This is a genomic window from Burkholderia sp. LS-044 (assembly GCF_004803625.1).
Lineage (GTDB): Bacteria > Pseudomonadota > Gammaproteobacteria > Burkholderiales > Burkholderiaceae > Burkholderia > Burkholderia cepacia.
In genome coordinates this window covers 155,890-180,392 of record NZ_SSWO01000006.1, presented here as the reverse complement: position 1 = coordinate 180,392, position 24,503 = coordinate 155,890, and the positions used below count along the sequence as shown (strand labels likewise).

18 protein-coding genes are annotated in these 24,503 nt (G+C 68.6%); 13 read left to right on the top strand and 5 right to left on the bottom strand.

Features of this window, described 5'->3' with window-relative positions:
- Positions 1-158: 158 nt before the first annotated feature.
- The gene (locus tag E9536_RS17740) at positions 159-1,565 is read left to right on the top strand and encodes a methyl-accepting chemotaxis protein (protein ID WP_027790648.1); all 1,407 of its coding nucleotides are present in this window, start codon (positions 159-161) and stop codon (positions 1,563-1,565) included.
- Between the two features lie 31 nt (positions 1,566-1,596).
- On the opposite strand, the gene pbpC is transcribed toward E9536_RS17740, so the two are convergent.
- Positions 1,597-4,008, bottom strand: a complete 2,412-nt coding sequence (pbpC, locus tag E9536_RS17735) for a penicillin-binding protein 1C (RefSeq protein WP_136470300.1) — start codon at positions 4,006-4,008, stop codon at positions 1,597-1,599.
- Positions 4,009-4,053: 45 nt separating this feature from the next.
- The gene (locus tag E9536_RS17730) at positions 4,054-10,050 is read right to left on the bottom strand and encodes an MG2 domain-containing protein (RefSeq protein WP_136470299.1); all 5,997 of its coding nucleotides are present in this window, start codon (positions 10,048-10,050) and stop codon (positions 4,054-4,056) included.
- A gap of 12 nt (positions 10,051-10,062) precedes the next feature.
- Between E9536_RS17730 and E9536_RS17725 the strand changes: the two genes are divergently transcribed.
- Entirely contained in the window at positions 10,063-10,347 is a 285-nt protein-coding gene (locus E9536_RS17725; RefSeq protein WP_124536427.1) for a hypothetical protein, read from the top strand.
- A gap of 11 nt (positions 10,348-10,358) precedes the next feature.
- Positions 10,359-11,612 (top strand): lipoprotein-releasing ABC transporter permease subunit, encoded by a 1,254-nt coding sequence (locus tag E9536_RS17720; protein WP_168799537.1) that lies wholly within the window; start codon positions 10,359-10,361, stop codon positions 11,610-11,612.
- A 34-nt stretch (positions 11,613-11,646) separates the two neighbouring features.
- Here the strand turns inward: E9536_RS17720 and E9536_RS17715 are convergent, their stop codons facing one another.
- On the bottom strand, positions 11,647-12,462 hold the full coding sequence (locus tag E9536_RS17715; RefSeq protein ID WP_136470297.1) for a hypothetical protein: 816 nt from the start codon (positions 12,460-12,462) through the stop codon (positions 11,647-11,649).
- Between the two features lie 591 nt (positions 12,463-13,053).
- On the opposite strand from E9536_RS17715, the gene E9536_RS17710 reads away from it, so the two are divergent.
- Positions 13,054-15,024 (top strand): Xaa-Pro dipeptidyl-peptidase, encoded by a 1,971-nt coding sequence (locus E9536_RS17710; protein WP_136470296.1) that lies wholly within the window; start codon positions 13,054-13,056, stop codon positions 15,022-15,024.
- A 131-nt stretch (positions 15,025-15,155) separates the two neighbouring features.
- Positions 15,156-15,524: an NUDIX hydrolase gene (locus E9536_RS17705; RefSeq protein ID WP_059697114.1), complete on the top strand. Its 369-nt coding sequence runs from the start codon at positions 15,156-15,158 to the stop codon at positions 15,522-15,524.
- Positions 15,525-15,545: 21 nt separating this feature from the next.
- On the opposite strand, the gene E9536_RS17700 is transcribed toward E9536_RS17705, so the two are convergent.
- Positions 15,546-16,475 (bottom strand): 2-hydroxyacid dehydrogenase, encoded by a 930-nt coding sequence (locus E9536_RS17700; RefSeq protein WP_136470295.1) that lies wholly within the window; start codon positions 16,473-16,475, stop codon positions 15,546-15,548.
- Between the two features lie 164 nt (positions 16,476-16,639).
- On the opposite strand from E9536_RS17700, the gene E9536_RS17695 reads away from it, so the two are divergent.
- The 7 genes from E9536_RS17695 (at position 16,640) to E9536_RS17665 (ending at position 22,183) form a co-directional block, all read left to right on the top strand.
- The gene (locus E9536_RS17695) at positions 16,640-17,563 is read left to right on the top strand and encodes an ABC transporter substrate-binding protein (RefSeq protein WP_027790640.1); all 924 of its coding nucleotides are present in this window, start codon (positions 16,640-16,642) and stop codon (positions 17,561-17,563) included.
- The gene (locus E9536_RS17690; RefSeq protein ID WP_136470294.1) at positions 17,560-18,738 is read left to right on the top strand and encodes an ABC transporter permease; all 1,179 of its coding nucleotides are present in this window, start codon (positions 17,560-17,562) and stop codon (positions 18,736-18,738) included. Before E9536_RS17695 ends, E9536_RS17690 begins: the two co-directional genes overlap by 4 nt.
- A complete protein-coding gene (locus tag E9536_RS17685) occupies positions 18,735-19,682 on the top strand; it encodes an ABC transporter ATP-binding protein (protein ID WP_136470293.1) in 948 nt (315 codons plus the stop codon). The genes E9536_RS17690 and E9536_RS17685 overlap by 4 nt, the downstream gene beginning before the upstream one ends.
- Positions 19,679-20,467 carry an ABC transporter permease gene (locus E9536_RS17680; protein WP_027790637.1) on the top strand — a complete coding sequence of 263 codons (789 nt, stop codon included), beginning with the start codon at positions 19,679-19,681 and terminating at the stop codon, positions 20,465-20,467. Before E9536_RS17685 ends, E9536_RS17680 begins: the two co-directional genes overlap by 4 nt.
- A gap of 32 nt (positions 20,468-20,499) precedes the next feature.
- Entirely contained in the window at positions 20,500-20,895 is a 396-nt protein-coding gene (gene arr, locus E9536_RS17675) for an NAD(+)--rifampin ADP-ribosyltransferase (RefSeq protein WP_021156322.1), read from the top strand.
- A gap of 157 nt (positions 20,896-21,052) precedes the next feature.
- Positions 21,053-21,727: a transglycosylase SLT domain-containing protein gene (locus E9536_RS17670; RefSeq protein ID WP_136470292.1), complete on the top strand. Its 675-nt coding sequence runs from the start codon at positions 21,053-21,055 to the stop codon at positions 21,725-21,727.
- Positions 21,728-21,754: 27 nt separating this feature from the next.
- Complete coding sequence (locus tag E9536_RS17665; protein WP_247873460.1) at positions 21,755-22,183, top strand: lysozyme inhibitor LprI family protein; 429 nt, start codon at positions 21,755-21,757, stop codon at positions 22,181-22,183.
- A 30-nt stretch (positions 22,184-22,213) separates the two neighbouring features.
- Here E9536_RS17665 and E9536_RS17660 read toward each other — a convergent pair whose 3' ends face one another.
- Positions 22,214-23,089, bottom strand: coding sequence for a LysR family transcriptional regulator (locus E9536_RS17660; RefSeq protein WP_136470291.1), 876 nt, complete (start codon positions 23,087-23,089; stop codon positions 22,214-22,216).
- A gap of 168 nt (positions 23,090-23,257) precedes the next feature.
- Between E9536_RS17660 and E9536_RS17655 the strand changes: the two genes are divergently transcribed.
- Entirely contained in the window at positions 23,258-24,331 is a 1,074-nt protein-coding gene (locus tag E9536_RS17655; RefSeq protein WP_119337429.1) for an alkene reductase, read from the top strand.
- The last annotated feature ends 172 nt before the right edge of the window (positions 24,332-24,503 follow it).

Here is a 24,503-nt window from a genome sequence, read left to right as displayed (position 1 = left end):
GCACCGGCCGGACGATCCGCGATCCCGATCCCGATCCCGATCCCGGTCTCGATGTTTACCCGACCTCAAGTCCGTGCCCTCGCTGCCGTCAAGACAGGAGCGCACGCCCAGCATCCGCCGATGACCAGGCACGCGTCCCTTCAAGGAGACCCCGCAACGTGAACTTCTTCGGAATCGGCCGCGGCCACCGTTCGTCGCGCGCGCTCGTCGGCGACATCGCCGAGCAGGCCGGCAAGCTCGGCATCGAGATCTGCGACGTGTCGGGTCACGTCGAGGAAGTCGCGGCCCGCGTCGCCAGACAGGCGGAGGTCTGCCACACGCTGCGCGAATCGGCCGCCGTCACGTTGCGCGGCAACCACCGGATTGCCGAAGCGGCGCAGCAGGTGCGCGCCGTGAGCGCGAATGCGTCGGACGCGGTTCGCCAGTCGCAACAGACGATCGAGGCGTCGCTCGCCGACATCCACGGCCTCGTCGAAGGCGTCACGTCGATCGGCAACCAGATGGGTGCGCTGCGCGACGCGCTCGATCATGTACGGGCCGTGTCCGAGGAGATCTCCGTGATCGCGCGACAGACTCACCTGCTCGCGCTGAACGCCGCGATCGAGGCCGCACGCGCCGGCGATTCGGGCCGCAGCTTCGCCGTCGTCGCGGCCGAGGTCAAGAACCTGTCCGCGAAGACCGGACAGGCGACGGCCCAGATCGAGACGACCCTCGCGCGCCTCGCCGAGCAGACCGAACACCTGATCGCGGAAGGCACCGACAACGCTGCCCGCGCGCATCGCGTGCGCGAGGGCACGCGTACGATCGGCGAGGTCGTGCACGCGACCGGGCACGCGATCACCGAGCTCGCCGGCGAGGCCGAGCAGATCGCGTCGCTGACGGACGAAATCGAGACGCAATGCCACCGGCTCGACGAACAGGTCGGCGAGATGGCATCCGGCGTCGAGGATTCGAGCGACAACTTCTCGCAGGCCAAGGACCGGCTCGGCAACCTGCTCTCCGTCTCCGAGACGCTCATCGAACTCACGGCCGCGACCGGCATCGAATCGCCCGACACGCGCCTGATCGACACCGCGCGGCACACGGCCGCCGCGATCAGCAAGCTCTTCGAGGAAGCGGTCGGGCGCGGCGAGATCGCACTCGACGCGCTCTTCGACGCGCACTACGTGCCGATTCCCGGCACCGATCCGCAGCAGTTCATGACGCGCTTCACCGACTTCACCGACCGCGTGCTGCCGGCCATCCAGGAGCCGGTGCTCGGGATCGACGCACGCATCGTCTATTGCGCGAGCTTCGACCGGCAGTGCTACCTGCCGACCCACAACCGGAAATTCTCGCTGCCCCAGCGCGCGGACGCCGCGTGGAACGCCGCGAACTGCCGGAATCGCCGGATCTACACGGACCGCACGGCGCGCACCTCCGTGTCGCATACCAAGCCGTTCCTGCTGCAGACCTATCGGCGCGACATGGGCAACGGCAACTTCGCGCTGATGAAGGACGTTTCCGCTCCCATCGTCGTCGGCGGGCGGCAATGGGGCGTGCTGCGGATCGGCTACAGCGTCTGAATCCGGGCCTGCACCGGCAGGCCGTCGTCCATTACTGTTCGAGCCCCACCGCCAGCGGCCGCTGATCGCCGCGGCCGTGATCGTCGACCACGCGCACCGTATAGCTGCCGGCCGTCCGCGGCTGCCAGAACAGCGCATCGCCGGGCACGCTGCGCCCGACGAACGCATCGTTGACGAACCAGTACAGCGCATGCGCGCTCGCATCGGCCGTCGCGTTGAACGCGATGCGCGTCTCCTCCGTGCTCTTCACGCGCATCGCATACGTACTGCCGCGCAGCGGCGACGTGATGCGCGGCGGATCGCCGTCGACCTGCCCCGCGTCGCGGCACTCCGCGTTCTGCGGCGGCCGCCGGCGCGCAATGCCGGCCTGCACGAACACCTGCTGCAGATCCGACGGCCAGAACTCGAAGATCTCCGTATGCGTGCGCTTGCCGTCGTAAGGCGGGCACGCGGCCTTCCCCGTCGCGTCGTCGATCACGACCGGCCGGTGCACGGTGCTCACGCGGATCGGCGACGTGCCCGGAATGAACCACGTCCAGCCCTGCTGCGGGCACCACTCGTTCGGCAGGTCGCCGCTCGCGAGGCAGATCCGCACGCGCTTCAGGCGCGGCGGCACCGCGCGCGGCGGCTCGACGAGCGTGCGCTCGGCATTCAATGCGTCGACGACCTGGAAGAACAGCGGTGCGGCCGCGTCGACGCCGACGAACGCCGTATTGGTCGAGTTGTCGAAATTGCCGACCCACACGACCAGCACGTACGGGCCGAACACGCCGGCCGTCCACGCATCGCGGAACGACCATGACGTGCCGGTCTTCCAGTAGACGGGCACGCTCGACGGCTGCGCGCCGCTCGTTTCGTCGGGGCGCAGATGCTGGCGCAGCATGTCCATCGTCATGTAGCTCGCCTCCGCGCTCAACATGCGCCGGCCGGGCCGCGCCGGTTCGTCCGCGCGCAGCCGCAGCGGCCGGAATTCGCCGCGATTCGCGAGCATCGCGTAGAGGCCCGCGAGATCCTGCATCGTCACTTCGCCGCCGCCGAGCACGAGCGCGAGCCCGTAGTGCTGCGCGCTCGCGAGCCGGCGCACGCCGGCTTCCTGCAGGAACCGGTACAGGTCGGGCGACTTGAGCTGCGACGCGACCCACACGGCCGGCACGTTGCGGCTGCGGTTCAGCGCGTCGGTCGCGGTGATCGGCCCGAGAAAATGCCCGTCGAAATTCTCCGGCGCATACGGGCCGAACGCGGTCGGCACGTCGCGCAGCACCGTTTGCGGATGCAGCACGCCCTGGTCGAAACCGAGCGCGTAGATGAACGGCTTGAGGGTCGAGCCCGGCGAGCGCCGCGCGAGCGTGCCGTTCACCTGCCCGTCGATCGTGCGGTCGAAGAAGTTCGCGGAACCGACCAGCGCCTTCACGCCCATGTCGCGCGTATCGACGAGGATGGCCGCCGCATTGCGCACGCCGCGCGTGTCGTTGCGCGCGACATAACGCGCGATCTGCCGTTCGAGCGTGCGCTGCAGGTCGAGATCGAGCGTCGTCACGAGCCGCGCACCGCCGTCGCCGTCGTCCGACGCACCGCCCGAGGCCGTGCGCCACGCGCTGCGTGCGGCGAGCGCCTGGTCGACCGCGTGCGGCGCATCGAAAGGCAGGGCCGACAAGGGCCGCATCGCCAGCGGCAACGCGAACAGCGGCTTGAGCGACGCATCGCCCGGATGCTTCGTCAGCCAGCGCGCATACAGCCGGTTGCGCGACGCGGCCAGCGCACGGTTGATCTCGTCCTGCCCGCCGCGCACGCGCCGCGCCGGGTCCTGCGGAATCACCGCGAGCGCGAGCGCCTCGGGCAGCGTCAGCGCATCGGGCATCCGGTTGAAATACACGACGCTCGCGGTGCCCGCGCCTTCGACGTTGCGGCCGTACGGCGCATCGTTCAGATAGGCTTCCAGGATCTGCCGTTTCGAATAGAAGAGTTCGAGCTGCACCGCGCGCGCAACCTGCTCGAGCTTGCCCGCCGGCGTGCGCGTGTTCAGCCGCCACAGCGAGCGCGCGAGCTGCATCGTCAGCGTCGAGCCGCCCTGCGGATTGCCGCCGCGCACATACGTGATCCACGCACCGCGCGCGAGGCCGTACGGGTTGAAGCCGGGATGCCAGCGGAACCAGCGGTCCTCGTGCAGCATCACGGCCTCGACGAGCTGCGGCGACATCCGGTCGAGCGGCACCCACAGGCGGTAGCGGTCGTCCTTCGCCAGCGTGAGCCGCAACAAGCGGCCCTGTGCGTCGACCACCGCGACCGACGACGGCTTCCAGTCGCGCAGCGGCGGATGCGGCCACAGCCGGCACGCGGCCAGCGCACCGAATACGAGCAGCGCGCCGGCGATCCAGTTCTGCCAGCGATGCAGCCAGCGGCCGGCGCCGCGCAGCGCGCGCCGCAGCACCGGGGCGTCAGCCACGTGCGGGCGCTCCGCGCACCCGGCACGGCCGTTGCAGCCGCGCCGTCATCGCACGCGCTCCACGGTCAGCGCCGTGCCGCCGGGTGCCTGTGCCTGCACGCGGCGGTCGTACATCGACTCGCCGTAAGCCGGCGGCGCGACGAAGCGGCCCGCGTTGCTCGCCTTGATCCGGTAGACGAACTCGCGCACGTCGGTCGTCGCGGTGCCGTAGATCACCACGCGGTCCTCGCGCACGTCCGCGAACTGCGGCTGCCACGTGGAGCCCTTGACGCCGATCGGCGAACGCCACGGCGCATCGGCCACCGGCGCCGACGCGCCGCCGTCGCTGTCGCCGTCCTGCGTGTCGGCGACGGGCGGCGGCGCGATCACCGGATCGAAGCCGCCGGGCAGCAGGTCGACGATCGCGATGTTGCCGACGTTCGCCGGGCCCGTCGCGCGGATCTTCAGGTGCACGTCGATCTCCTGGCCGAGCGTGATTTTCCCGAGCGGCTTGCCGTCCGTATCGGTGTAGTCGCGCACGATCTCCAGGCCATTCCTGATCGCCTTCGTCGACGTGCCGCGGTCGTAGCCCGACTGGCTCGCGATCCACCACGCGGGCAGCGTGCTGCCGTTCACGAAGTCGACGCGCGACGCACCGGCCGCCCACGTGCCCGAGCGCACGAGGTTCGCCTGGATCGACGACACGTCCTTCGGCGCGGCGCCCGCGCGCACCTCGTCGATCGCGAGCTGGTCGAGCTGGCCCGCGCTCGACGCCGCATACGCATCGAGCGCGAGGATCGTCATCGCCGACGACAGCGTGTTGTAGCGGTTGTCGACGAGCGGCGCGGCGAGGTTGTCCATCGCGCGCGGCGACAGCTTGCGCACGCGCTCCGGGAAGTGCTTCGCGATCAGGTACAGCACGCTCGCGTCGCGCGTCAGCGGATCGAGGTAGTAGCCGGTCACGTAACCGCCGTCGGACGCGCGCTTGCGCTCGAGCAGCGCCTGCGGGCCCGCGATCAGCGCCGCGGCCTCCTTGTCCTGCTTCAGCAGCTGGTACGACGCGGCAAGCCATGCGGCCGCGAGGTCGTTCTTCCAGTCGTTCGGATACGCGTCCTGCAGCCGCTTCTGCACGGCCGCGAGGCTGTTGGTCGTCACGTTGCCCTGGCGCGTCAGCAAGTACACCGCATAAGCGCGCTGGCGCAGCAGGTCGAGCGAGCCGAGCGAATCGTTCGCCGCGAGCCTCTGCAGATACTGGTTGCCCGCGTCGAGCATGTCCTTCGGCACGGCGATGCCGCGCTCGCGCGCGTCGAGCAGCACGTGCATCGCGTACGCGGACACGAACGGATCCGCGTCGGGCGTCGCGCTCCACAGGCCGAACCCGCCCTGCGCGTTCTGCCGGCCGCGCAGCACGCCGAGGAACTGCGCGATCGCCGCCGCGTTCGTCGTGTCGGCGCCGGCGTCGGTCGCATGCATCGCGCTCGTCAGCGCGCGCACCGACAGCCACTTCGCCGCGAACACGCGCGGCACGGCCGCGCTCACCATCTGCTCGCTGCAGTAGTGCTCGAAGTTGACGAGATACGACGCCACCCCTTCGGACAGCACGAGCGGCGCGGTCGAGATGCTCGCGTCGCGCGATGCATACGCGTCGTACATCGACCGCAGGTTCGGCACGCTCGCCTTCTTGCCCGGGTCGAGCCGCGCGATGTCGAGCTGCGTGCGGAACGCGGCGGCCGGCCGCACCGACACGTCGACGCGCTGCTGCGCGCCCTTCGCGCCGTAGCGCGCACCGAACGACAGCGCGCCCGAGCCGAGCGTATCGGTCGCCTTCACGCGGAACATCGCGACGCCTTCGTGCTGCGGCGCGAGCGCGACGTTCTGCGTGGCCGGCCCGATCACCTGCAACTGCGGCCCCGTCTTCAGCGTGACCGCGACCGGCACCGGCTGGTTGCCGGCGCCCGTCAGGTTGTTCGAGACACCGACGCTGACGTCGGCCTCGTCACCCGGCGCGAGCGTCGTCGGCACGTTCGGCGACAGCACGAAGTCGCCGCGCACCGTCGTCGCGCCCTCGAACGTGCCGACCAGGTCCGGCGACACCGACACGGCCATCACGCGCAGCTTGCCGTTGAAGTAGTCGGGCACGGAATAGCTCAGGCGCGTGTCGCCGTTCACGTCGACGATCCCCGACCAGTAGACGACCGGCTTGTCACGCTTGCGCTTGAACGGGTTCAACTGACGGCCGATCGCATCGTCGGCGTCGCCGCCCGGTGCGGCCATCGCCATCAGCTTCTCGAAGTCCGGCAGGATCAGGTCGAGGATCTGCGACGTGCCGACTTCGAGCATCCGCTTGCGGAAGAAGAATTTCAGCGGATCGCCGAGCTTGTAGCGCGCGACCTGCAGGATGCCCTCGTCGACGGCGAACACGACGACCTTCGCGGGCTTCGCCGAATGCACGGTGAAATTCACCGTGTCGCCGGGTTTCACGAGCGCCGGCGCATCGACCGACAGCGCGTTGCGGCGCGCGTCGAGGTTCACCGAGAACGGCACGACGCCGTAGCTCAGCGGGCTCATGAAGATTTCATCGGACGACGGATCGCGGATGTACTGCACGTTGATGTAACCGTTGCCCTCGAAACCGGCCGGCACCGTGATGTGCTGGATCGAGCTCGTCGTGTCCGCATGGAACCATGCGTGCGCATACACCTTGTCGCGCTCGATCGTGATCAGGCCGCTGCCCGCGTAAGGCGCGCGGATCGCGATCTCGACCTGCTCGCCCGGCTTGTAGTCGTGCTTCGCGAGGCTCACCTGCAGCTCCGCGTTGCGGTCGAGCGAACGCGTGACGTTCGCGTCGCCCGTGACCGAATACTCGATCCGGTTCACCGCGGCGCCGTCCGCGTCGCGGATCACGAGCGCATAGCTGCCCGGCTTGTCGGTGCGCAGCGTGAAGTCGAGCCCGGCCGCCGGAATCGTCAGCGGCTTCTCGTCGACGGGCACCTCCTTCAGCCGCGAATCGTATTTGTATGCGCCGGAATCCTGCTTGGTCAGCACCGATACGTAGCGCTCCTCGACGAGCTGCGCGCGCAGGCCCTTCACGTCGATCGCCTTCGCGTTCGGATCGATCGCGACGAGCCGCACCGTGCGCGGGCTGCCGCGCTTCACGTAGCCGAGATCGTCGACGGACTTGTAGCCGACGAGCCAGTCGTTGTTCGACACGAGCGTTTGCGCGTTCGCGGCGACGTTGCGCCCGCCTTCCGCTTCATAGGCCTTCGCCTGGAAGTAGAGCTGGTAGGTCGAGTCCGCGTACTTGTCGAGATCGAGGTCGAATTCGGCATGGCCGTGCTCGTCGGTCGTGCCGTCCTGCAGCGTCGTCGTGTAGCCCTCCTTCGCGCGGCGCGCGTCGAAGAAGTGATAACCCTGCCAGCTGCGGAACGACGGCCACACCGGGCGCAGCGTCAGCGTCGCCGCGACGCGACGCTTCTCCGCCGGCGTGCCGAACAGGTTCTGCGCGTCGACGACACCCTTCAGCCCCTTCGGCTTCACCCACCCTTCGACGACCTGCTGCGACAGCTTCGCGTCGACCTTCATGCGGTCCGGCAGGAACTCCTTCACCTGCACCGTCGTGCTGCCGATCGGCTCCGCGCCGGGCTGGCCGTCCTTGACGATGTACAGGTTGACCGTCCACGTGCCGGTCGGCGCCGTTTCGGCCGTCGTATAGCCGAGCTCGGTGAAGCCCGTCGCATCGACCGTCACCGGCTTGCGCTCGACCGTGATCCCGCGCGGGTCGACGATCTCCGCCTGCAGCGGCACGCCGGCCGGGCTGCGCGCCCAGCTCGCGGCACGCACGATCAGGCCGATGTGGAACGGATCGCCGGGCCGGTACAGGCCGCGATCCGAGAACAGGTAGGCGGACAGTTGCCCCTGGCCCGTCGCATTGCGCTCGCCGTCGACGTCGAAACGCGAGAAGTCGAGCTGGCGATCGCGGCCGGCCACCGGCAGGAACGACAGGTCGGTGTCCTTCTTCACGACGTACAGCTGCGGCCGCTTCTCGCGGTCGAGCCCCTTGAACGCCGGGAAATGCACGATGCCGTCGGCACCCGTCATTTGCGTGAACAGCGCCTGGCCGTTCACCGCGAGCACCGATACCGTTGCGCCCGCAACCGGCTTGCCCGTGCGGATCGACTGGACGAACACGTCCTGGCTGCCGTCGAGCGCCTTCTTGACCAGCATCCCGAGATCGGTCACGACGATCAGGCGCGTATCGCCGAGCGCGCTGTCGCTGTCGTTGTCGTTTCCGCTGCTGTCGCCCGAGTCGGCGTTGTCGGACTGATCCTGGCTGCCGTCGCCGGACGATGCATCGCCGTCCTTCGCGTCGTCGGCCTTTTTCTTCTCGGCGGCCGGATCGTACTTCGTCAGGTGCAGCAGGAACACGCCGCGCTTGCCGCCCTTCAGGTACTGGCCGAGATCGATGCCTTCGTAGTGGGCCTTGCCGGGTTCGCCGGCCGGGAATGCGCGCGTCTGCACGAAGCGCTCGACGATGTGATCCTCGCTGAACGAATACGACAGCTCGGGCCGCGCGTACGTGCCGTTGTTGAAGCTCACGAGATGCTGGAGCTGGTCGGGCAGCACGCGGCCGATCTCGACCTTCATCCCCGGCAGGTTGCGCGACACGACCGACAACCGCTTGCTGCCGCTCATCGACAGCAGCGAACCGTCGGCCATGAAGCGCAGCAGCTTCGGATAGTCCGGCACCGTGAACGCGGTCGTCAAGGGCTCGCCGAGCAGGTAGCCGCCGGCCGACTTCAGGTTGCCCTCGAACCGCACGACGACGCGCTCGCCCGGCGTCGCGTGGTACTTGAAGCTCTGCAGCGTCGCGAAATCGTTCTCGGTGGGCACCGCCTCGAGCGGCAGCGGCTTCGACTGCTTCAGCACCGCATCGCTGATGTCGGCCACGTTCCATTCGTACGGCGGATCGTCGTCCGCCTGGTCGACGCCCGGCTTGCGCTTCGGCAGCACCCACGCCTTCGCGCGCGCCGCGAGGTCGGCGCTGCGCACGCCGTCGGACGCTTCCGCGACGAGCACCTGCTCGGGCTCGTAGCGCTCGTTGTCGACGAGCGTCGGCGCGATGTTGTCGATCGACAGGCTGTAGAGCCCCGGCACGCCGACTGCCGCGTGCAGCACGTCGGGCGTGCCGTTGCCGCCGCGCGCGCTCTTCACGCCCTTGTCGATGTCGAGCCGTGCGACCAGCGGATCGCGCGGAATCTCGAGCGGCTGCGAATACACCCACGCGCTCGTCTTCATCTTGTCGTAGTTGACCGTGTAGCGCAGCGGCGTCGCATTCTTGCCGTCGCGGCCGACCAGCACGAGGCCGATGCGCTTCTCGAATTCGGCCGGATCGACCGGATAGTTGAAGCGCAGTTGCAGCAGCGCCTGTTTCTCCGCCGGATTGTCGGGATTCTGGTAGAACTCGTTGTTGCCGAACGTGGCGGCAAACGCGGGCACATCGAACGCGAAGCGGTCGTCGTGCATCGTCACCTGCGGCGCGAACACCCGGTGCACCGCGAAACGCACCTCGACGTGCGCGCCGACCGGCCAGTCGGCCGCCGGCGTGAAGCGCAGCGTCTTGTCGTCGACCCACGCCCACGCGCCCTTGAGCGCGGGCGTCATCTCGATGCCCTCTCCGGCCGGCTTGCCGACCTGCTCGATCGGCGCGGCCGATTGCGAGAACACGACGTCGAGCGGATGCACGGTGATCTTCGGCTTGTCGCTGTCGTCCACCTCATAGGTGGTGATCGGCGGCGCCTTCACGGTGAACGTGACCGTCTCGGGCTCCGGCGGCTTCGGCCGATGCTTGAACCAGTAACCGCCGTAGCCGAGCGCGGCCGCGAGCAGCACGATGCCGCCGGCGTGCCACGGGCGGCGGCGCACGGCCGCGGCGGTGATGCCCATCCACGCGGGCGCCGTCCACGACACGTCGCCGACCAGCGGCCGCAGCGCGCAGCCGAGCAGCCACCAGACGAAGCCCGCCACGCGAATCGGCAGGAGCAGCAGGAAGCGCAGCAAATCCATGTTGTTATTTCCTTGTTCAAGGACGTGCGGCCGGCTTCGGCGGCGTTCCCCGAGATTTATTGGTCTGTGACGGCGCGGCCCTGGTTGCGCCGGAATGCTTGGAATGTTGTGTTCGACCGGATGCTGGCCGCCATTATCGATCAGACCCGAAACGATGGAAATATCGGTGTGCCGGCGCGCAACGCCGGCCGTCGACCGTCCGGTCGGGCGGGATTTCGGCTCGCCGCCCCAACCGCTGCGCGCACCCGCGCCGCGTTCGCTAGAATGCGCGGCTCGGCACGAATCGAATCGAAATGAAAGGAATCCGCTTGAAACTCCCGTTCGAATGGCAGATCGGGCTGCGCTACGCGCGCGGCGGCCGGCGCTCGGCCGGCGACGGCTTCGTGTCGTTCATTGCCGGCGCGGCGATGGCCGGCATCGCGCTCGGCGTCGCCGCGCTGATCGTCGTGCTGTCGGTGATGAACGGTTTCCGGACCGAAGTGCGCGACCGGATGCTGTCGGTGCTCGCGCACGTGGAAATCTTCTCGCCCACCGGCGCGATGCCCGACTGGCGGCTCACCGCGCACGAATCGCTGCGGAATCCGGCGGTGCGCGCCGTCGCGCCTTACGTCGACGCGCAGGCGCTGCTGACGAACGCGGGCAGCGTGACGGGCGTCGCGCTGCGCGGCATCGACCCCGTGCTCGAGCCGCGCGTGTCCGAGATCGCGCGCAAGCCGAAGACGGGGCGGCTCGACGCGCTCGTGCCGGGCGGGATGGGCATCGTGCTCGGCTCGGCGCTGGCCGACGCGCTGCACGTGAAGATCGGCGACCGCATCACGTTCTTCGCGCCCGGCAACACCGCGCGCATCGGCGACGCGCTGCCGCAGTTCCGGCAGTTCAACGTGGTCGGCACGTTCGAGTCGGGCCACTACCAGTACGACAGCGCGCTCGCATACATCCATATCCGCGACGCGCAGACGCTGTTCAACGTACGCGCGCCGACCGGCATCCGGCTGCGCCTCGACGACCTGCAGCGCGCGCCCGACGTCGCGCTGGAACTGTCGCGCTCGCTGTCGGGCGATCTCTACATCCGCGACTGGACGCGGCAGAACCGCACGTGGTTCGAGGCCGAGCGGCTGCAAAAGCGCATGCTGTCGCTGATCCTGATGCTGATCGTCGCGGTCGCCGCGTTCAACCTCGTGTCGTCGCTCGTGATGACCGTCACGCAGAAGCAGGGCGACATCGCGATCCTGCGCACGCTCGGCGCGCCGCCGGGGTCGATCATGAAGATCTTCGCGATCCAGGGGACGACGATCGGCCTCACCGGCACGCTGGCGGGCGTCGCGCTCGGCTGCGCGATCGCGGTGAGCATTCCGTGGGTGCTGCCGGCGGTCGAGCGGTTGCTCGGCATCCACTTCCTGACGCCGTCCGTGTACTTCCTCAGTTCGCTGCCGTCGAAGCTCGCGGCGATCGACGTGATCGAGATCGCCGCGGCCGCGTTCCTGATGTCGTGCGTCGCAACGCTCTATCCGAGCTGGCGCGCCGCGCGGGTACGGCCGGCCGAAGCGCTGCGCGACGAATAGGCGCGCGGCGCTTCGGCACGGCGCGCCGGCACCGTCATGCCGTCTCGTGAAAACCGACGCTGTGGGTGCCGTTCAGGATGTCCTCGAACGCGTTCCCGAAGCCGACGTCGATCAGGCCCGCGCGCCTGCCGTACGTCTTCTGCCCCGACACGTCGCTGACGAAGATCGCCGCGCCCGACGACAACTGACGATCGGTATCCAGCAGCGCGAGCGTGCCGCGCGCGCTGCCGGCCGACTCGTCGAAGTTCAGCCGCGTGCCGTCCTGCGTGGTGAAATGCCCGCCGACCTCCTCGAATTTCCGGTTGCGCGCGACGGACGCATTCATCTCCTTCATGAAGAGGAAGTCCGCGTCGGCGCGCTGGCTGGCCACCTTGCGATCGTCGTCGGAGAACGTGTCGCCCACCGCGGCGGCGCCCTGCTCGGCGAAGTCGACGGCCTGCTGGTGAAACTCGCGCGTCGCGAACACGAGGCCCGCGTTCGCGTTCAGCGTCGACTCCACCCACGCGCGATCGCTCTCCGTCATCGTCTTCGACACGACCTTGATCCGGCCGTTGTCGGTCATGAAGTCGAACTTCGCGTCGGCCAGGTCCGGGCGCTTCGCGATGATCTCCTGCAGGCTCGTCGCGAGCTCGCTGGTGACGTCGCGCAGCTTCGTCGACAGGTCGCCCAGGATCGTCAACTGCTTCGTGCGCGCCGCCTGCATCGCTTCCGGGTCCAGCGCCCGGATCTCGAGCGGCGTGTCCTGCGGTTTCCCGGCCGTCGTGTCCGCCTGTCGACGCCCGTCGAGCGCGGCTTCCTGCACCATCTGCGCGAGCGTAAGGCCGCTCGCTGCCGTGACTGAAATCGTCATGCCCTCTCTCTCCTTTCAATCCGTTTTTTACCGTTTACGGACAAATTTCGCGGAAATTTAGACCGATCGCACATCGATCGCGAAGCACGTGCCAATACTTTGTTTGACTGAAACTAAAAAAGTTTGACACCAGGATTTCACTGAGATAAGTTTGCGCAAGCTTCCGGAAAGCAATCCGGCTCGCCTCGCCGACTCGCGTCGCGCTTTCCTGCCGTTGCAGCACCGCCGTTCGCACCATCCCCGCCTCATCGCATCGTGCCGTTCCGTTTCATCCGAAACCTGAAGGAAGATCGGGCATGCCCGCATTTGATTCGCACTCCTCCATTCACTTCGCGCCGCCGGCCCCGGGCCGACCGCGCGCCATGAACCGGCGGCCGTGCTGACGCTTTCCGGTCGGGGCAATGCAGTCGCCCCGACACCCGCCGGGTTGCGCGACGCGTGACGCGCGTCCACACCGGCCGTGACACCCGGGCATCGCGCCCGGCGCTTTCGAAGGTGCAGTTCCGTTTCATCCGATGCAGCACCCGGCCGGGCCGCGGGGGGCATATCGCGGGCCGGCCGGTTCCGGACAATCACAACAAGAGGTCGACAATGGACATTCATCGAACCGGATTGCGTCGCGCGTGGCTTCCCGCGCTCGTTGCGGCCACGACGCTCGCCGCGTGCGGCGGCGACGACGGCGGCAGCGTGGCGGGCGTCTCGGCGCTCGCGCAGGGCCAACAGGAGGGGGCCGCCGCATCGGCGGCCGACAAGCAGTCGCTCGCATCACGCATCTCGCCGTCCGGCGTCCCGTACGCCAGTCCGGCCAGCGGCGGCCGCTACCGCCCCGTGATCGCGAACGGCCAGGTGCAGCCGTCGCTGTCGGGCGGCACGATCGAGGAGAACGCGTGGGTCGACACGTCGGTCGATTCCGACGGCGACGGCACGCGCGACCGCATCCACGTGCGCATCGTGCGCCCGACCGAAACCGCAAACGGCGCGCGCACGCCCGTCATCGTGCTCGCGAGCCCTTACTACGCGGGCCTCGCCGACAGCCCCGACCACAACGTCGACGTCGAACTCGACGGCACGCCGCACCCCGCCGCCAATGCGCAGGCGGCCGCGGCCGCCTCGACGTCCGCGCGCATCATGGCCGCCGCGCCGCAGGTGCGGATGCTGCAGCAGGTGGAGGCCGCCGCCGCCGGGCGCTCGTGGATCGAGGGCTACTTCATTCCGCGCGGCTTCACGATCGTCTACGCGGATTCGCTCGGCACCGCCGGCTCGGACGGTTGCCCGACGATCCTCACGCGCGACGAATCGGTCGCGATGGCATCGGTGATCCGCTGGCTCGGCCGTGACGCGACCGCGAAGGACGCGAACGGCAAGACGGTCGTCGCGAACTGGTCGACGGGCCACGTCGGCATGTACGGCGTGTCGTACGACGGCACGCTGCCGAAGATGGTCGCGAGCCTGCGCACGCGCGGGCTCGATGCGATCGTGCCGGTCGCCGGGTTGACGAACATGTACGGCTACTACCGCTCGGGCGGGCTCGTGCGTGCGCCGGAAGGCTATCAGGGCGAAGACGTCGACGTGTACATCAAGGCGCTGCTGACGAACGCGCATCCTGAGCGTTGCACGCACCTGATCGACGAAGCGTTGCAGCAGGAAGACCGCAAGACCGGCGACTATTCGCCGTTCTGGGCCGCGCGCGACATCCCGACCGGCTTCGCGGTCGCGCCGGCGCTCGTCGCGCAAGGGTTGACCGACGACAACGTGCGCGTCGACCAGTCGACGTCGTGGTATCTCGCGATGCGGCGCCAGGGCGTGCCGACGCAGCTGTGGCTGCACCGCCTGAAGCACACCGACCCGACCCGCGTGCCGGCGATGGCCGATGCATGGACCGCGGAGGTGAACCGCTGGTTTACGCGTTATCTGATCGGTTATGACAACGGCGTCGAACACGATCCGCGCGCGGTGATCGAGCAGGCGGACGGCACGCTGCTGAAGGAAGCGGACTGGGCCGCACGTCACGCCACGCCGGTCACGTACTTTGCCGGCGGCGACGGCGCAGGCACCGGCTCGCTGCTGCGGCTGCCGACCGGCGGCCCGCTCGCGCGCTTCACGGACGACGCGCGCATCACCGCGCTCACGCTGGCGAACGCACCGACCGGCGAGAATCGCAGCCGTTTCGAAACCGCGCCGCTCACGGCCGCGACACGCCTGTCCGGTGCCGCGACCGCACGCGTCAGGCTGACCTTCACGGCGGTGGCCAACGTGACGGCCCTGCTGGTCGATCGCGCGCCGGACGGTACGGCCACGATCGTCACGCGCGCGTGGACCGACCCGCGCAACCGGTGGTCCGAATGGCGCTCGGAGCCCGTGCTGCCCGGGATGCCGTACGACCTGAAGCTGACGTTCATGCCGCGTGACTACAAGCTGGAAGCCGGCCACCGGCTGGGGCTCGTCGTCCTGTCCAGCGACAACGAGGCAACGCTGCGGCCGACGCCGGGCACGGGCCTCACGCTCGATCCGGCCGGGACGTCGGTGACGGTGCCGCTGGCGTCGTCGTCGGCAGGCGTGTAACCGCACGCCGGCGTCCGGCGCAACGGCGCCGCCTCCCCCGTCTGCGCGCTCGTCGGCGCAGGCGGGGGATCGCTGCAGGAACGGCACACCTGCGCTACGCTGCGAAAGTCGAACGCCAACGGTGCCGCCTCATGATCCCCCTCAGCGCGAAAGCCATCGTCCGCGACGGACGCTCGGTCCTGTTCCTGCGCAATCCACGCGACGAATGGGAGTTGCCGGGCGGCTGGCCCGAAGCCGGCGAATCGCTCGAGGAAACCGTCGCGCGCGAAGTGCGGGAGGAATGCGGAATCGTCGCCTCGGCGATCCGCTACGTGGCGAGCCGCTCGTGCGAGGTCGTGCCGGGCAAGCGCGTGCTCATCGTGTGCTTCGAGTGCCGGGTCGATCGGCACGAAATCGTCCTGAGCGACGAGCACGACCAGTTCGGCTGGATCGACCTCGATGGCGGCAAGCCGGCGAACCTGCCGGATTTCTATTGGGAATTCTGCAGGCAGGCGGGCTGACCCGCGCCCGCCCTGCGGCCATCACACCGGCGTCAACACCGGCTGCCCCGCGAAATGCCGCTTCGCGTTGTCGAGAAACTGCTGCACCGAGCGATCGAGCGCCTCCGGCGACCAGCCGCCCATGTGCGGCGTCAGCACGACGCTGTCGAGATCCGTCAGCGCGCGCGGCGGCTCCGGTTCCCCTTCGTACACGTCGAGCCCCGCGCCCGCGATGCGCCCTTCGCGCAACGCGTCTGCCAAAGCAGCGGTATCGACAACGCTGCCGCGCGAAACGTTGACGAGAAAACCGCCCGGCCCGAGCGCATCGAGCACGGTGCGGTCGATCAGGTGCCGCGTGTCCGCGCCGCCCGGCGTCGCGACGATCAGGAAATCGGCCCACTGCGCAAGCGCGTCGACGCGGTCGAAATAGCGATAAGGAACGTTCTTCTCCGACCGGTTGTGATAACCGATCTCGATGTCGAAGCCGGCTGCGCGACGCGCGCACTTCTCGCCGATCTTGCCGAGCCCGACGATGCCGAGCTTCCTGCCCGACACGTTCGGCGGCATCGGCAGCCCGTCGCGCCACACGCCTGCACGGGTTTTCGCATCGAGCGGCACCACGTTGCGCACCGCCGCGAGCAGCAGCGCGAACGCGTGGTCGGCCACGCAATCGTCATTGGTACCGGCGCCCGTCACGACCGTGACGCCGCGCGCCTTCGCATGCGCGACGTCGATATGCTCGTAGCCCGCGCCGAGCGCGCTGACGAAGGTGAGTTGCGGAAGCCGGTCGATCTCGGCGCCGGTGAGCCCCGTGCTGCCGTTGGTCAGCACCGCGCGTATCGTGCCGCCGTGTTCGGCGATCGCGCGTTCGCGTTCTTCGGCAGTCGGGGCATGGCGCACGTCGAACGACGCGGCGATCTCGCGGTGCGCGTCGCCGCGCAATGCGATGAGGACCAGCAGCTCGGGTTTCATGTCGGCAATTGTCGGCAGGCGGAGACGAAATCGAGTGTAACAAGCCCGCGCGATTGATGCGGGTTATCCCCACGCGGGCTGTGGACACGCCGCCGCACGCGGTTTGCCAAAGCCCGCCCAGTCAAGTAACGTGCGGCCTACGCCCCCGTCCTGGAGATTGGCTCATGAAGCTCGCCCTGCCCGCCCGGATTCTGGGCCTCGCGTTCGCCGCCGCCCTCGTCGCACCCGGCGCGCACGCCGACGCACCCGTCGTGGTGTCGTCGAAGATCGACACCGAAGGCAACCTGCTCGGCAACCTGATTTCGCAAGTGCTGAAGGCGCACGGCATCCCCGTCACCGAAAAGATCGCGCTCGGCACCACGCCGATCGTGCGCAAGGCGCTCACGAGCGGCGAGATCGACATCTACCCCGAATACACGGGCAACGCCGCCTTCTTCTTCAACAAGGCCGACGATCCTCTGTGGAAGAACGCGAGCCAGGGTTACGACGCCGCGAAGAAGCTCGACTACGCGGCGAACCATCTCGTGTGGCTCGCCCCGGCGCCCGCGAACAACACGTGGGGCGTCGCGTTGCTCGCCCCCGTCGCGCAGTCGCAGCACCTGAAGACGTTCTCCGATTTCGGCAAGTGGGTCGCGGGCGGTGGCAAGGTGAAGCTCGCCGCGTCGGCCGAATTCGTGAACAGCGCGTCGGCGCTGCCGTCGTTCGAGAAAGCGTACGGCTTCAAGCTGAAGCCCGAGCAACTCGTCGTGCTGTCGGGCGGCGATACGGCCGCGACGATCAAGGCCGCCGCGAACCAGACCGACGGCGTGAACGCGGCGATGGTGTACGGCACCGACGGCGGCATCGCGTCGAGCGGCCTCGCGGTGCTCGACGACGACAAGCACGTGCAGCCCGTCTACGCGCCGGCGCCCGTGATCCGCGAAGCCGTGCTGAAAGCGCACCCGCAGATCGCCGATTACCTGAAACCGGTGTTCGCGAGCCTCGACCTGAAGACGCTGCAGTCGCTGAACGCGCGCATCCAGATCAACGGCGAGCCGGCGGCCGGCGTCGCGAAAAGCTACCTGAAAGCGAAGGGCTTCGTGAAATGACCGAACGCGCGGCGGCGTCCGCGCGGCGCGTGAACCCCGACAAGGTCGGCATCCTGATCGGAATCCTCACGATCGTCGCGGTGCTCGGCCTGCCGTTCGTCGTGCTGCGGCCGAACCGGATCGCGGCCGGCACGGGGCTGTCGGTGTTCGCCGCGCTGCCGGTGATGCAGGGCGCGGCGCTGGCCGCGCTGTGGATCGTCGGCGCGCTGTGGGCGATGAAGGCGAACCGCCCCGCATGGCGGCTCGCGGCCGGCTGCGCATGGCTCGCGACGCTCGCGTACGCGCTCGGCGCGGCCGCGACGCACGTCGTCGCCGCCGACGACATGCTCGCGCGCGTGTCGCCCGACGCGGGCGTCTGGCTGCTGCTGTTCGCGTGGGCCGTGCTCGTCGCGGACGCGCTCGCACGGCTCGCATTCGGCCCGTGGCGGCGCCTCGCCGCGCTCGTCGTCGCGATCGCGGCGATCTCGGTGCCGCTCGCAAGCGGCTGGTGGGACGGCCTCTCCGTGATGCGCGAATATGCGGTGCGCAGCGACGATTTCTGGCGCGAAGCGATCCGTCACGTGTCGCTCGCGGGCGGCTCGGTGGCCGCCGCGCTCGTCGCGGGCGTGCCGCTCGGCATCGCCTGCGCGCGCATCGCGGCGGTGCGGACCGTCGCGATGCCCGTGCTCAATGTCGTGCAGACGATCCCCAGCATCGCGATGTACGGGCTGATGATGGCCCCGCTCGGGCTGCTGGCCGCACACGTGCCGCTCGCGGCCGCGCTCGGCATCCGCGGCATCGGCGTCGCGCCGGCCGTGCTCGCGCTGTTCCTGTATTCGCTGCTGCCGATCGCGTCGAGTGTCGTGGTCGGGCTCGGACAAGTGCCGCCGCACGTGACCGAAGCGGCGCGCGCGATGGGCATGACGCGCGCGCAGCGGCTGCTGCATGTCGACCTCGTGCTCGCGCTGCCGGTGATCCTGAGCGGCGTGCGCATCGTGCTCGTGCAGAACATCGGGCTGACCGCGGTCGCCGCGCTGATCGGCGGCGGCGGGTTCGGCACCTTCATCTTCCAGGGGATCGGGCAATCGGCCGCCGATCTCGTGCTGCTCGGCGCGATCCCGACGATCGCGCTCGCGCTGGTGGCCGCCGTCATATTCGAAGCCGCGACCACGCTCGCGAAGGAGCGTACAGGATGATCGAGATCGAACGTGCAGGCAAACGCTTCGGCGATGTCGTCGCCGTCGACGACGTCTCGCTGACGATGCAGCGCGGCACGATCACCGCGCTCGTCGGTGCGTCGGGCAGCGGCAAGTCGACGCTGCTGCGCATGATCAACCGGCTGATCGCCCCCACCAGCGGCACGATCCGCATCGACGGCGTCGATACGGCGACCGTCGCGCCCGAACAGCTTCGGCGCGGCATCGGCTACGCGATCCAGGGGCACGGACTGTTTCCGCACTGGAGCGTCGCGCGCAACATCGCGACCGTGCCGCGCCTGCTCGGCTGGCCGGCCGCGCGCATCGACGCGCGCGTGAACGAGCTGCTCGACCTGTTCCATCTCGCGCCGGCCGAGTTCGCGGACAAGCTGCCGCACGAACTGTCGGGCGGCCAGCAGCAGCGTGTCGGCGTCGCGCGCGCGCTCGCGGCCGAGCCCGCGATGCTGCTGATGGACGAGCCGTTCGGCGCGCTCGATCCGATCATCCGCGGCAAGGCGCAGGACGACCTGTTCGCGTTGCAGCGCCGCCTCGGCATCACGGTCGTGATCGTCACGCACGATATCGAGGAAGCGCTGAAGCTCGGCGACACGATCGCGGTGATGGACGGCGGCCGGCTGCTGCAGGTCGCGCCGCCTGCCGAGATTCTCGGCAAGCCGGCGGCCGGTGTCGTCGAGCAGCTCGTCGCGGGCGTCGACCGGCCGCTGCGCCTGCTCGCGCTGACGCCGATCGACGCAGTGGCCGAACCCGGCCATGCGGACGGCGAGCCGATCGACGCGACGCGCACGCTGCGCGATGCGGTGTCGGAACTGCTGTGGCGCGGTGTCGATGCATTGCCCGTCGCCGACGGCGATGCACGCAACGCACACGGTGCGCGCCGCATCACGCTCGACGCGATCCGCGCGCACGCGAGGCAGCCCGCATGACGACGCCGGATGCCACGCAACGCACACGGCCCTTGCGTTCGCCCCTGCCCCGCCACGTTGCCGCGTTCACGGCGCGCGCCGCCGCGCTCGCGCTGCTGCTCGTGCTGCTGGTGCGGCCGATGTGGCTGCAGGGCCTTTTCGCACCGTTCGCGGACAACGGCGCGCCCGTCATCTACGATCGCGCGAGCCTGCTCGACCTGACGCTCGCGCATCTCGGCACGGTCGCGCTGTCGAGCCTGATCGGCACGATCGTCGCGGTAGCGGCCGGGATCTTCGTCACGCGGCCGGCCGGCGCGGATTTCCTGCCGGTCGCGCGCAGCGTCGTCGACATCGGCCAGACCTTCCCGCCGGTCGCGGTGCTCGCGCTCGCGGTGCCGGCCGTCGGCTTCGGGCTGAAACCCGTGCTGATCGCGCTCGTGCTGTATGGCCTGCTGCCGGTTTTCGAAAGCACGATCGCGGGGCTCGAGGACGTGCCGCGCGATGTCGTCGACGCCGCGCGCGGGATGGGGATGAGCGGCTGGCAGCAACTGGTATCGGTCGAGCTGCCGCTCGCGTTCCCGGTGATCGTCAACGGCATCCGGCTCGCGGTCGTGATCAATCTCGGCACCGCGACGATCGGCTCGACGGTCGCCGCACGCGGCCTCGGCGACGTGATCATCGCGGGCCTGCAGACGTCGAATACCGCGTTCGTGCTGCAGGGCGGCGTGATCGTCGGGCTGCTTGCGGTGCTCGTCAGCGATGCGATCGGGTCGATTGCGCGAGTGGCGAGCGCGCGGCGCGCCTAGAAGACATTGCGACATTTTCCAACGGAGAAGCCATGGCTGTCCTGGACACCGGCCCGTTTTTTCATGGCACGAAAGCGGATTTGCGGATCGGCGACTTGCTGACGGCGGGCTTCAGATCGAATTACCGGGATGACGTCGTGATGAATCACGTTTATTTCACGGCCCTGCCCAAGGGCGCCGGCCTTGCTGCGGAAATGGCCAAAGGCGACGGCAAGCCGCGGGTCTATATCGTCGAGCCCACCGGGGCCTTCGAAAACGACCCGAACGTCACGGACAAGAAATTCCCGGGCAATCCGACGCGCTCGTATCGAAGCACATCGCCCTTGAAGATCGTTGGCGAACTCGATCACTGGGAACCGTACGATCCGGCGTTCATTCAGCAACTGAGAATCCGCATCGAAACCGGCATCGGCGAGATCATCAACTAGCGGTCATCCGGACTCCGATGCGTGTCCACGCAACGATCGCCGCGTCGATCGTTGCGAACGTCACAAGCCTACACATCGCTTTCATTCGAGCCGGCACTCGACCGTCTTGCCCGATTGGCCGATATACTATGCGCCTCCCATTTCCCCGCACTCGACCATGCGACGACGGTTTTTCTGGCTGATCGTGCTCTCGCTCGGCATTGCGCAACAGGTATCGGCCCAGCAAACGCCCGCAGTGCCAGCCTCTGCGCCCGACGTGCTGGCATCGGCGCCGGCTGTCGCCTCCGCGCCGCTCGCGAACGCCGACGATCAGCCGAACGAAGCAAACCGCCGCATCACGTCCTACCTGACGAAGAAATTCGGTGTCGCGAAGGAACGGGCCGCCAAGCTCGCCGATATCGTGAGCGTCACTGCGACGAAATATTCGCTGCCTCCCGCACTCGTTTACGCCATCATCTCGATCGAATCGCGCTTCCAGGAAAAGGCGCGCGGCCAGCACGGCGCGACCGGACTGATGCAGGTCGTGCCGTCCGCACACCGCGGCATGCTGCGTAACGTGAAGGACCTGACCGAACCGAATGCGAATGTCGAGGCCGGCTCCCGGATTCTCTCCAGCTACGTGAAAGCGGCCGGCGGCAACGTGCAGGCCGGGCTGAAGAGCTACAGCGGCGGATCCAGCGCGTATGCGGCGAAGGTCATGCAGCGGGTCGATTCGTTCCGGTTCATGCTCGAACCCGACGACGATGCGAAAGCCGCGAACGAGACGAAGGCGCGGATGGTGCCGGTGAGCGAATCGACGTCGACATCGACGTCGGCGCGCAACGCGCAATAAGCCAGTACGTCGCACACGTCCCGCCCCATGACTCCCTCTCCGCGCATGCGCGACACGATCCGGTACGCCACCCGCCTTCTCGCCGTCGCCGCGCTCGCGAGCGGCGCAACGTCCGCGTTCGCCGCGGTCGATTGCGAACGGCAGGGGCCGACGATGGATGCGGTACGCCGATGCATCGTCGACAACAACAACCAGGAAGTGGAACGCGCGTACCGGTCGCTCGAACGCAAGACCCGGCAACGCAACCCCGATGCGGCGAAACAGCTCGCGAAGTCGCAGGCAAGCTGGCGCGGCTTCGCGAGCGACACCTGCGACTACGTCAGAGCCGCCAATCCGCAGCAGATGATTCCGGACGACGCGTGGCTGAACTGCTGGGTCGACTTCAGCCAGGCGCGCGTGCGCATCCTGAAGAAATGGGAAGCACAGGGCGACGCGCCGCAGCCGGCGCAGCAGTGAACGGCGGACGATCGTCCGCGCAGCCGCCCGTCACGCCTGCGCGAAATGCGCGCGCAGATACTCGATGAAGACCTGCGTCTTCGCCGGCAGCAAGCGCGTTTCCGTCATCGCGTAGACCGGAACGGGCGCTCCCTCCCAGTCGGGCAGCACGCGGCGTAACCGGCCCGCGGCCACGTCGTCGGCCACGACTTCCGCCGGCATCTGGATGATGCCCGCCTCGTGCACGGCGAGTTGCCGAACCATGCCGACACTGTTCACGATGAAACGCCCGCCCACCGGCACCTCGATCTCCCGCGCGGCGTCGTGCAGCGTCCACGCATCGACGCGCTGCACGCTCAGGCACTGATGCCGCCGCAGGTCGTCCGGTTCGCTCGGCTCGCCCGCGCGCTCGAGATAGCGCGGCGACGCATACAGGTGATTGCGGAACGTCGCGAGCCGCCGCGCGACGAGTTGCGAATCGGCCGATTCGCCGATGCGGATCGCGACGTCGAACGGTTCGCTCACCAGGTCGACACGCCGCGACGTCAGTTCGAAATCGAACGTGAGCTTCGGGTAGCGGTTCGCGAATTCGACGATCAGCGGCGCCAGGTAGACCACCGCGAAATCGACCGGAAACGACGCGCGCAGCACGCCCGACGGTTCGGCCAGCAACTCGCCGAGCTGCTCGTGCGCGAGCCGCGCTTCGTCGACGATGCGTTTGCAGCGCTCGAAATACAGCTGCCCGGCTTCCGTGAGCTCGATCCGGCGCGTCGTGCGATGCAGCAGCCGCAAGCCGATCGCCTTTTCCAGCGCGCCGATGCGCCGCGACAGCGTCGAATTCGGCATCCCCAGCGCGTCGGCCGCGCTGCGAAAGCCCTTCGCCTTCACGACCTCCACGAACAGCGCCATGTCGTTCAGCAGTTCCACGCCCACCGCTCCATCAATGGATCAATGTTATCCAAACTACCATGTTTATCTCGAAAAGGAAGCAATGGATGATGTGTCCATGGCGGCGAGGCGCGCGCACGGTGCGCGGCCCGCGCCCGAGACGGCACCGCCCCGGTGCCGTTACCCGACCCTCGAGGAGCACGCATCATGGACGCATTGTTCACCCCGGCCCGTGTCGGCCGCTACACGCTGCAGAACCGCCTGGTCATGGCACCGATGACGCGCAGCCGCGCCGCGTTCGACGGCACGCCCGGCGCACTGGCCGCCGAGTACTACGCGCAGCGCGCGGATCTCGGCCTGATCGTCAGCGAAGGCACGCAGCCGTCGGACGACGGCCAGGGCTACCTGACGACGCCCGGCATCTACACCGATGCACACGTCGCCGGCTGGAAGGCGGTCAGCGAGCGCGTGCATGCGCGCGGCGCCCGCCTGTTCATCCAGCTGATGCACGTGGGGCGCATGTCGCATCCCGACAATACGCCGCATCATCGCCAGGGCGTCGCGCCTTCCGCGATCGCGCCGGGCGTGCCGATGTTCACGATGAAAGGGATGCAGGAGATTCCCGCGCCGCGCGCGCTGACGACGGACGAAGTGCGCGGCACCGTGAACGACTTCCGCTTCGCCGCGCGCCGCGCGATCGAGGCCGGCGCCGACGGCGTCGAGATCCACGGCGCAAACGGGTATCTGGTCCAGCAGTTCTTCGCGCCGAACGCGAACACGCGCAGCGACGCCTACGGCGGTTCGATCGAAAATCGTGCGCGCTTCGCGATCGAGGTTGCCGAGGCGATCGCCGACGAGATCGGCGCGGACCGCACCGCGATTCGCCTGTCGCCGGGCACCACGTTGTGGGGCATCGACGAAGGCACGGAAGGGCCGGACCTGTATCGCTACCTGGCGACGCAGCTCGACCGGCTCGGCCTCGCGTACCTGCACGTGATGCACCAGGGCAACGAGCCGCTGCTCGCGGATCTGCGCGCACGCTGGAACGGCACGCTGATCGTGAATCGGCCGGGCCGCACGCGCGACGCGATCGGCACGGATGTCGCGACGGGTCTTGCCGATCTCGAAGCGTACGGCCAGATGGTGCTCGCGAATCCGGATTTCGTCACGCGGCTGAAGACGGGCGCACCGATGAACGACGCGCAGCGCGACACGTTCTTCGGCGGCGATGCGCGCGGGTATGTGGATTATCCGGCGTTGGACGGGGCGGCTGCGGCTTGACGCGATTACACGGGGCGATAGCTGCGACACGCCTGAACTGTTTCGCAGCTATCGCCGGTGAACCGCGCGATATCCGTCAAAGGCCGAACGTCTCATTGCTCGCCACCTGTCACGTTGAACGGAGCGATCCTGATGAGACTGTCGCAGGCATGGCTCGTAGAGGGCGGCATCA

Excerpts from the sequence above, each read along its gene's own strand:
- E9536_RS17730 (WP_136470299.1), bottom strand. The coding sequence starts at position 10,050 with ATGGATTTGCTGCGCTTCCTGCTGCTCCTGCCGATTCGCGTGGCGGGC.
- E9536_RS17715 (WP_136470297.1), bottom strand. The coding sequence starts at position 12,462 with ATGACGATTTCAGTCACGGCAGCGAGCGGCCTTACGCTCGCGCAGATG.
- E9536_RS17710 (WP_136470296.1), top strand. The coding sequence starts at position 13,054 with ATGGACATTCATCGAACCGGATTGCGTCGCGCGTGGCTTCCCGCGCTC.
- E9536_RS17705 (WP_059697114.1), top strand. The coding sequence starts at position 15,156 with ATGATCCCCCTCAGCGCGAAAGCCATCGTCCGCGACGGACGCTCGGTC.
- E9536_RS17700 (WP_136470295.1), bottom strand. The coding sequence starts at position 16,475 with ATGAAACCCGAGCTGCTGGTCCTCATCGCATTGCGCGGCGACGCGCAC.
- E9536_RS17695 (WP_027790640.1), top strand. The coding sequence starts at position 16,640 with ATGAAGCTCGCCCTGCCCGCCCGGATTCTGGGCCTCGCGTTCGCCGCC.
- E9536_RS17690 (WP_136470294.1), top strand. The coding sequence starts at position 17,560 with ATGACCGAACGCGCGGCGGCGTCCGCGCGGCGCGTGAACCCCGACAAG.
- E9536_RS17685 (WP_136470293.1), top strand. The coding sequence starts at position 18,735 with ATGATCGAGATCGAACGTGCAGGCAAACGCTTCGGCGATGTCGTCGCC.
- E9536_RS17680 (WP_027790637.1), top strand. The coding sequence starts at position 19,679 with ATGACGACGCCGGATGCCACGCAACGCACACGGCCCTTGCGTTCGCCC.
- arr (WP_021156322.1), top strand. The coding sequence starts at position 20,500 with ATGGCTGTCCTGGACACCGGCCCGTTTTTTCATGGCACGAAAGCGGAT.
- E9536_RS17670 (WP_136470292.1), top strand. The coding sequence starts at position 21,053 with ATGCGACGACGGTTTTTCTGGCTGATCGTGCTCTCGCTCGGCATTGCG.
- E9536_RS17665 (WP_247873460.1), top strand. The coding sequence starts at position 21,755 with ATGACTCCCTCTCCGCGCATGCGCGACACGATCCGGTACGCCACCCGC.
- E9536_RS17655 (WP_119337429.1), top strand. The coding sequence starts at position 23,258 with ATGGACGCATTGTTCACCCCGGCCCGTGTCGGCCGCTACACGCTGCAG.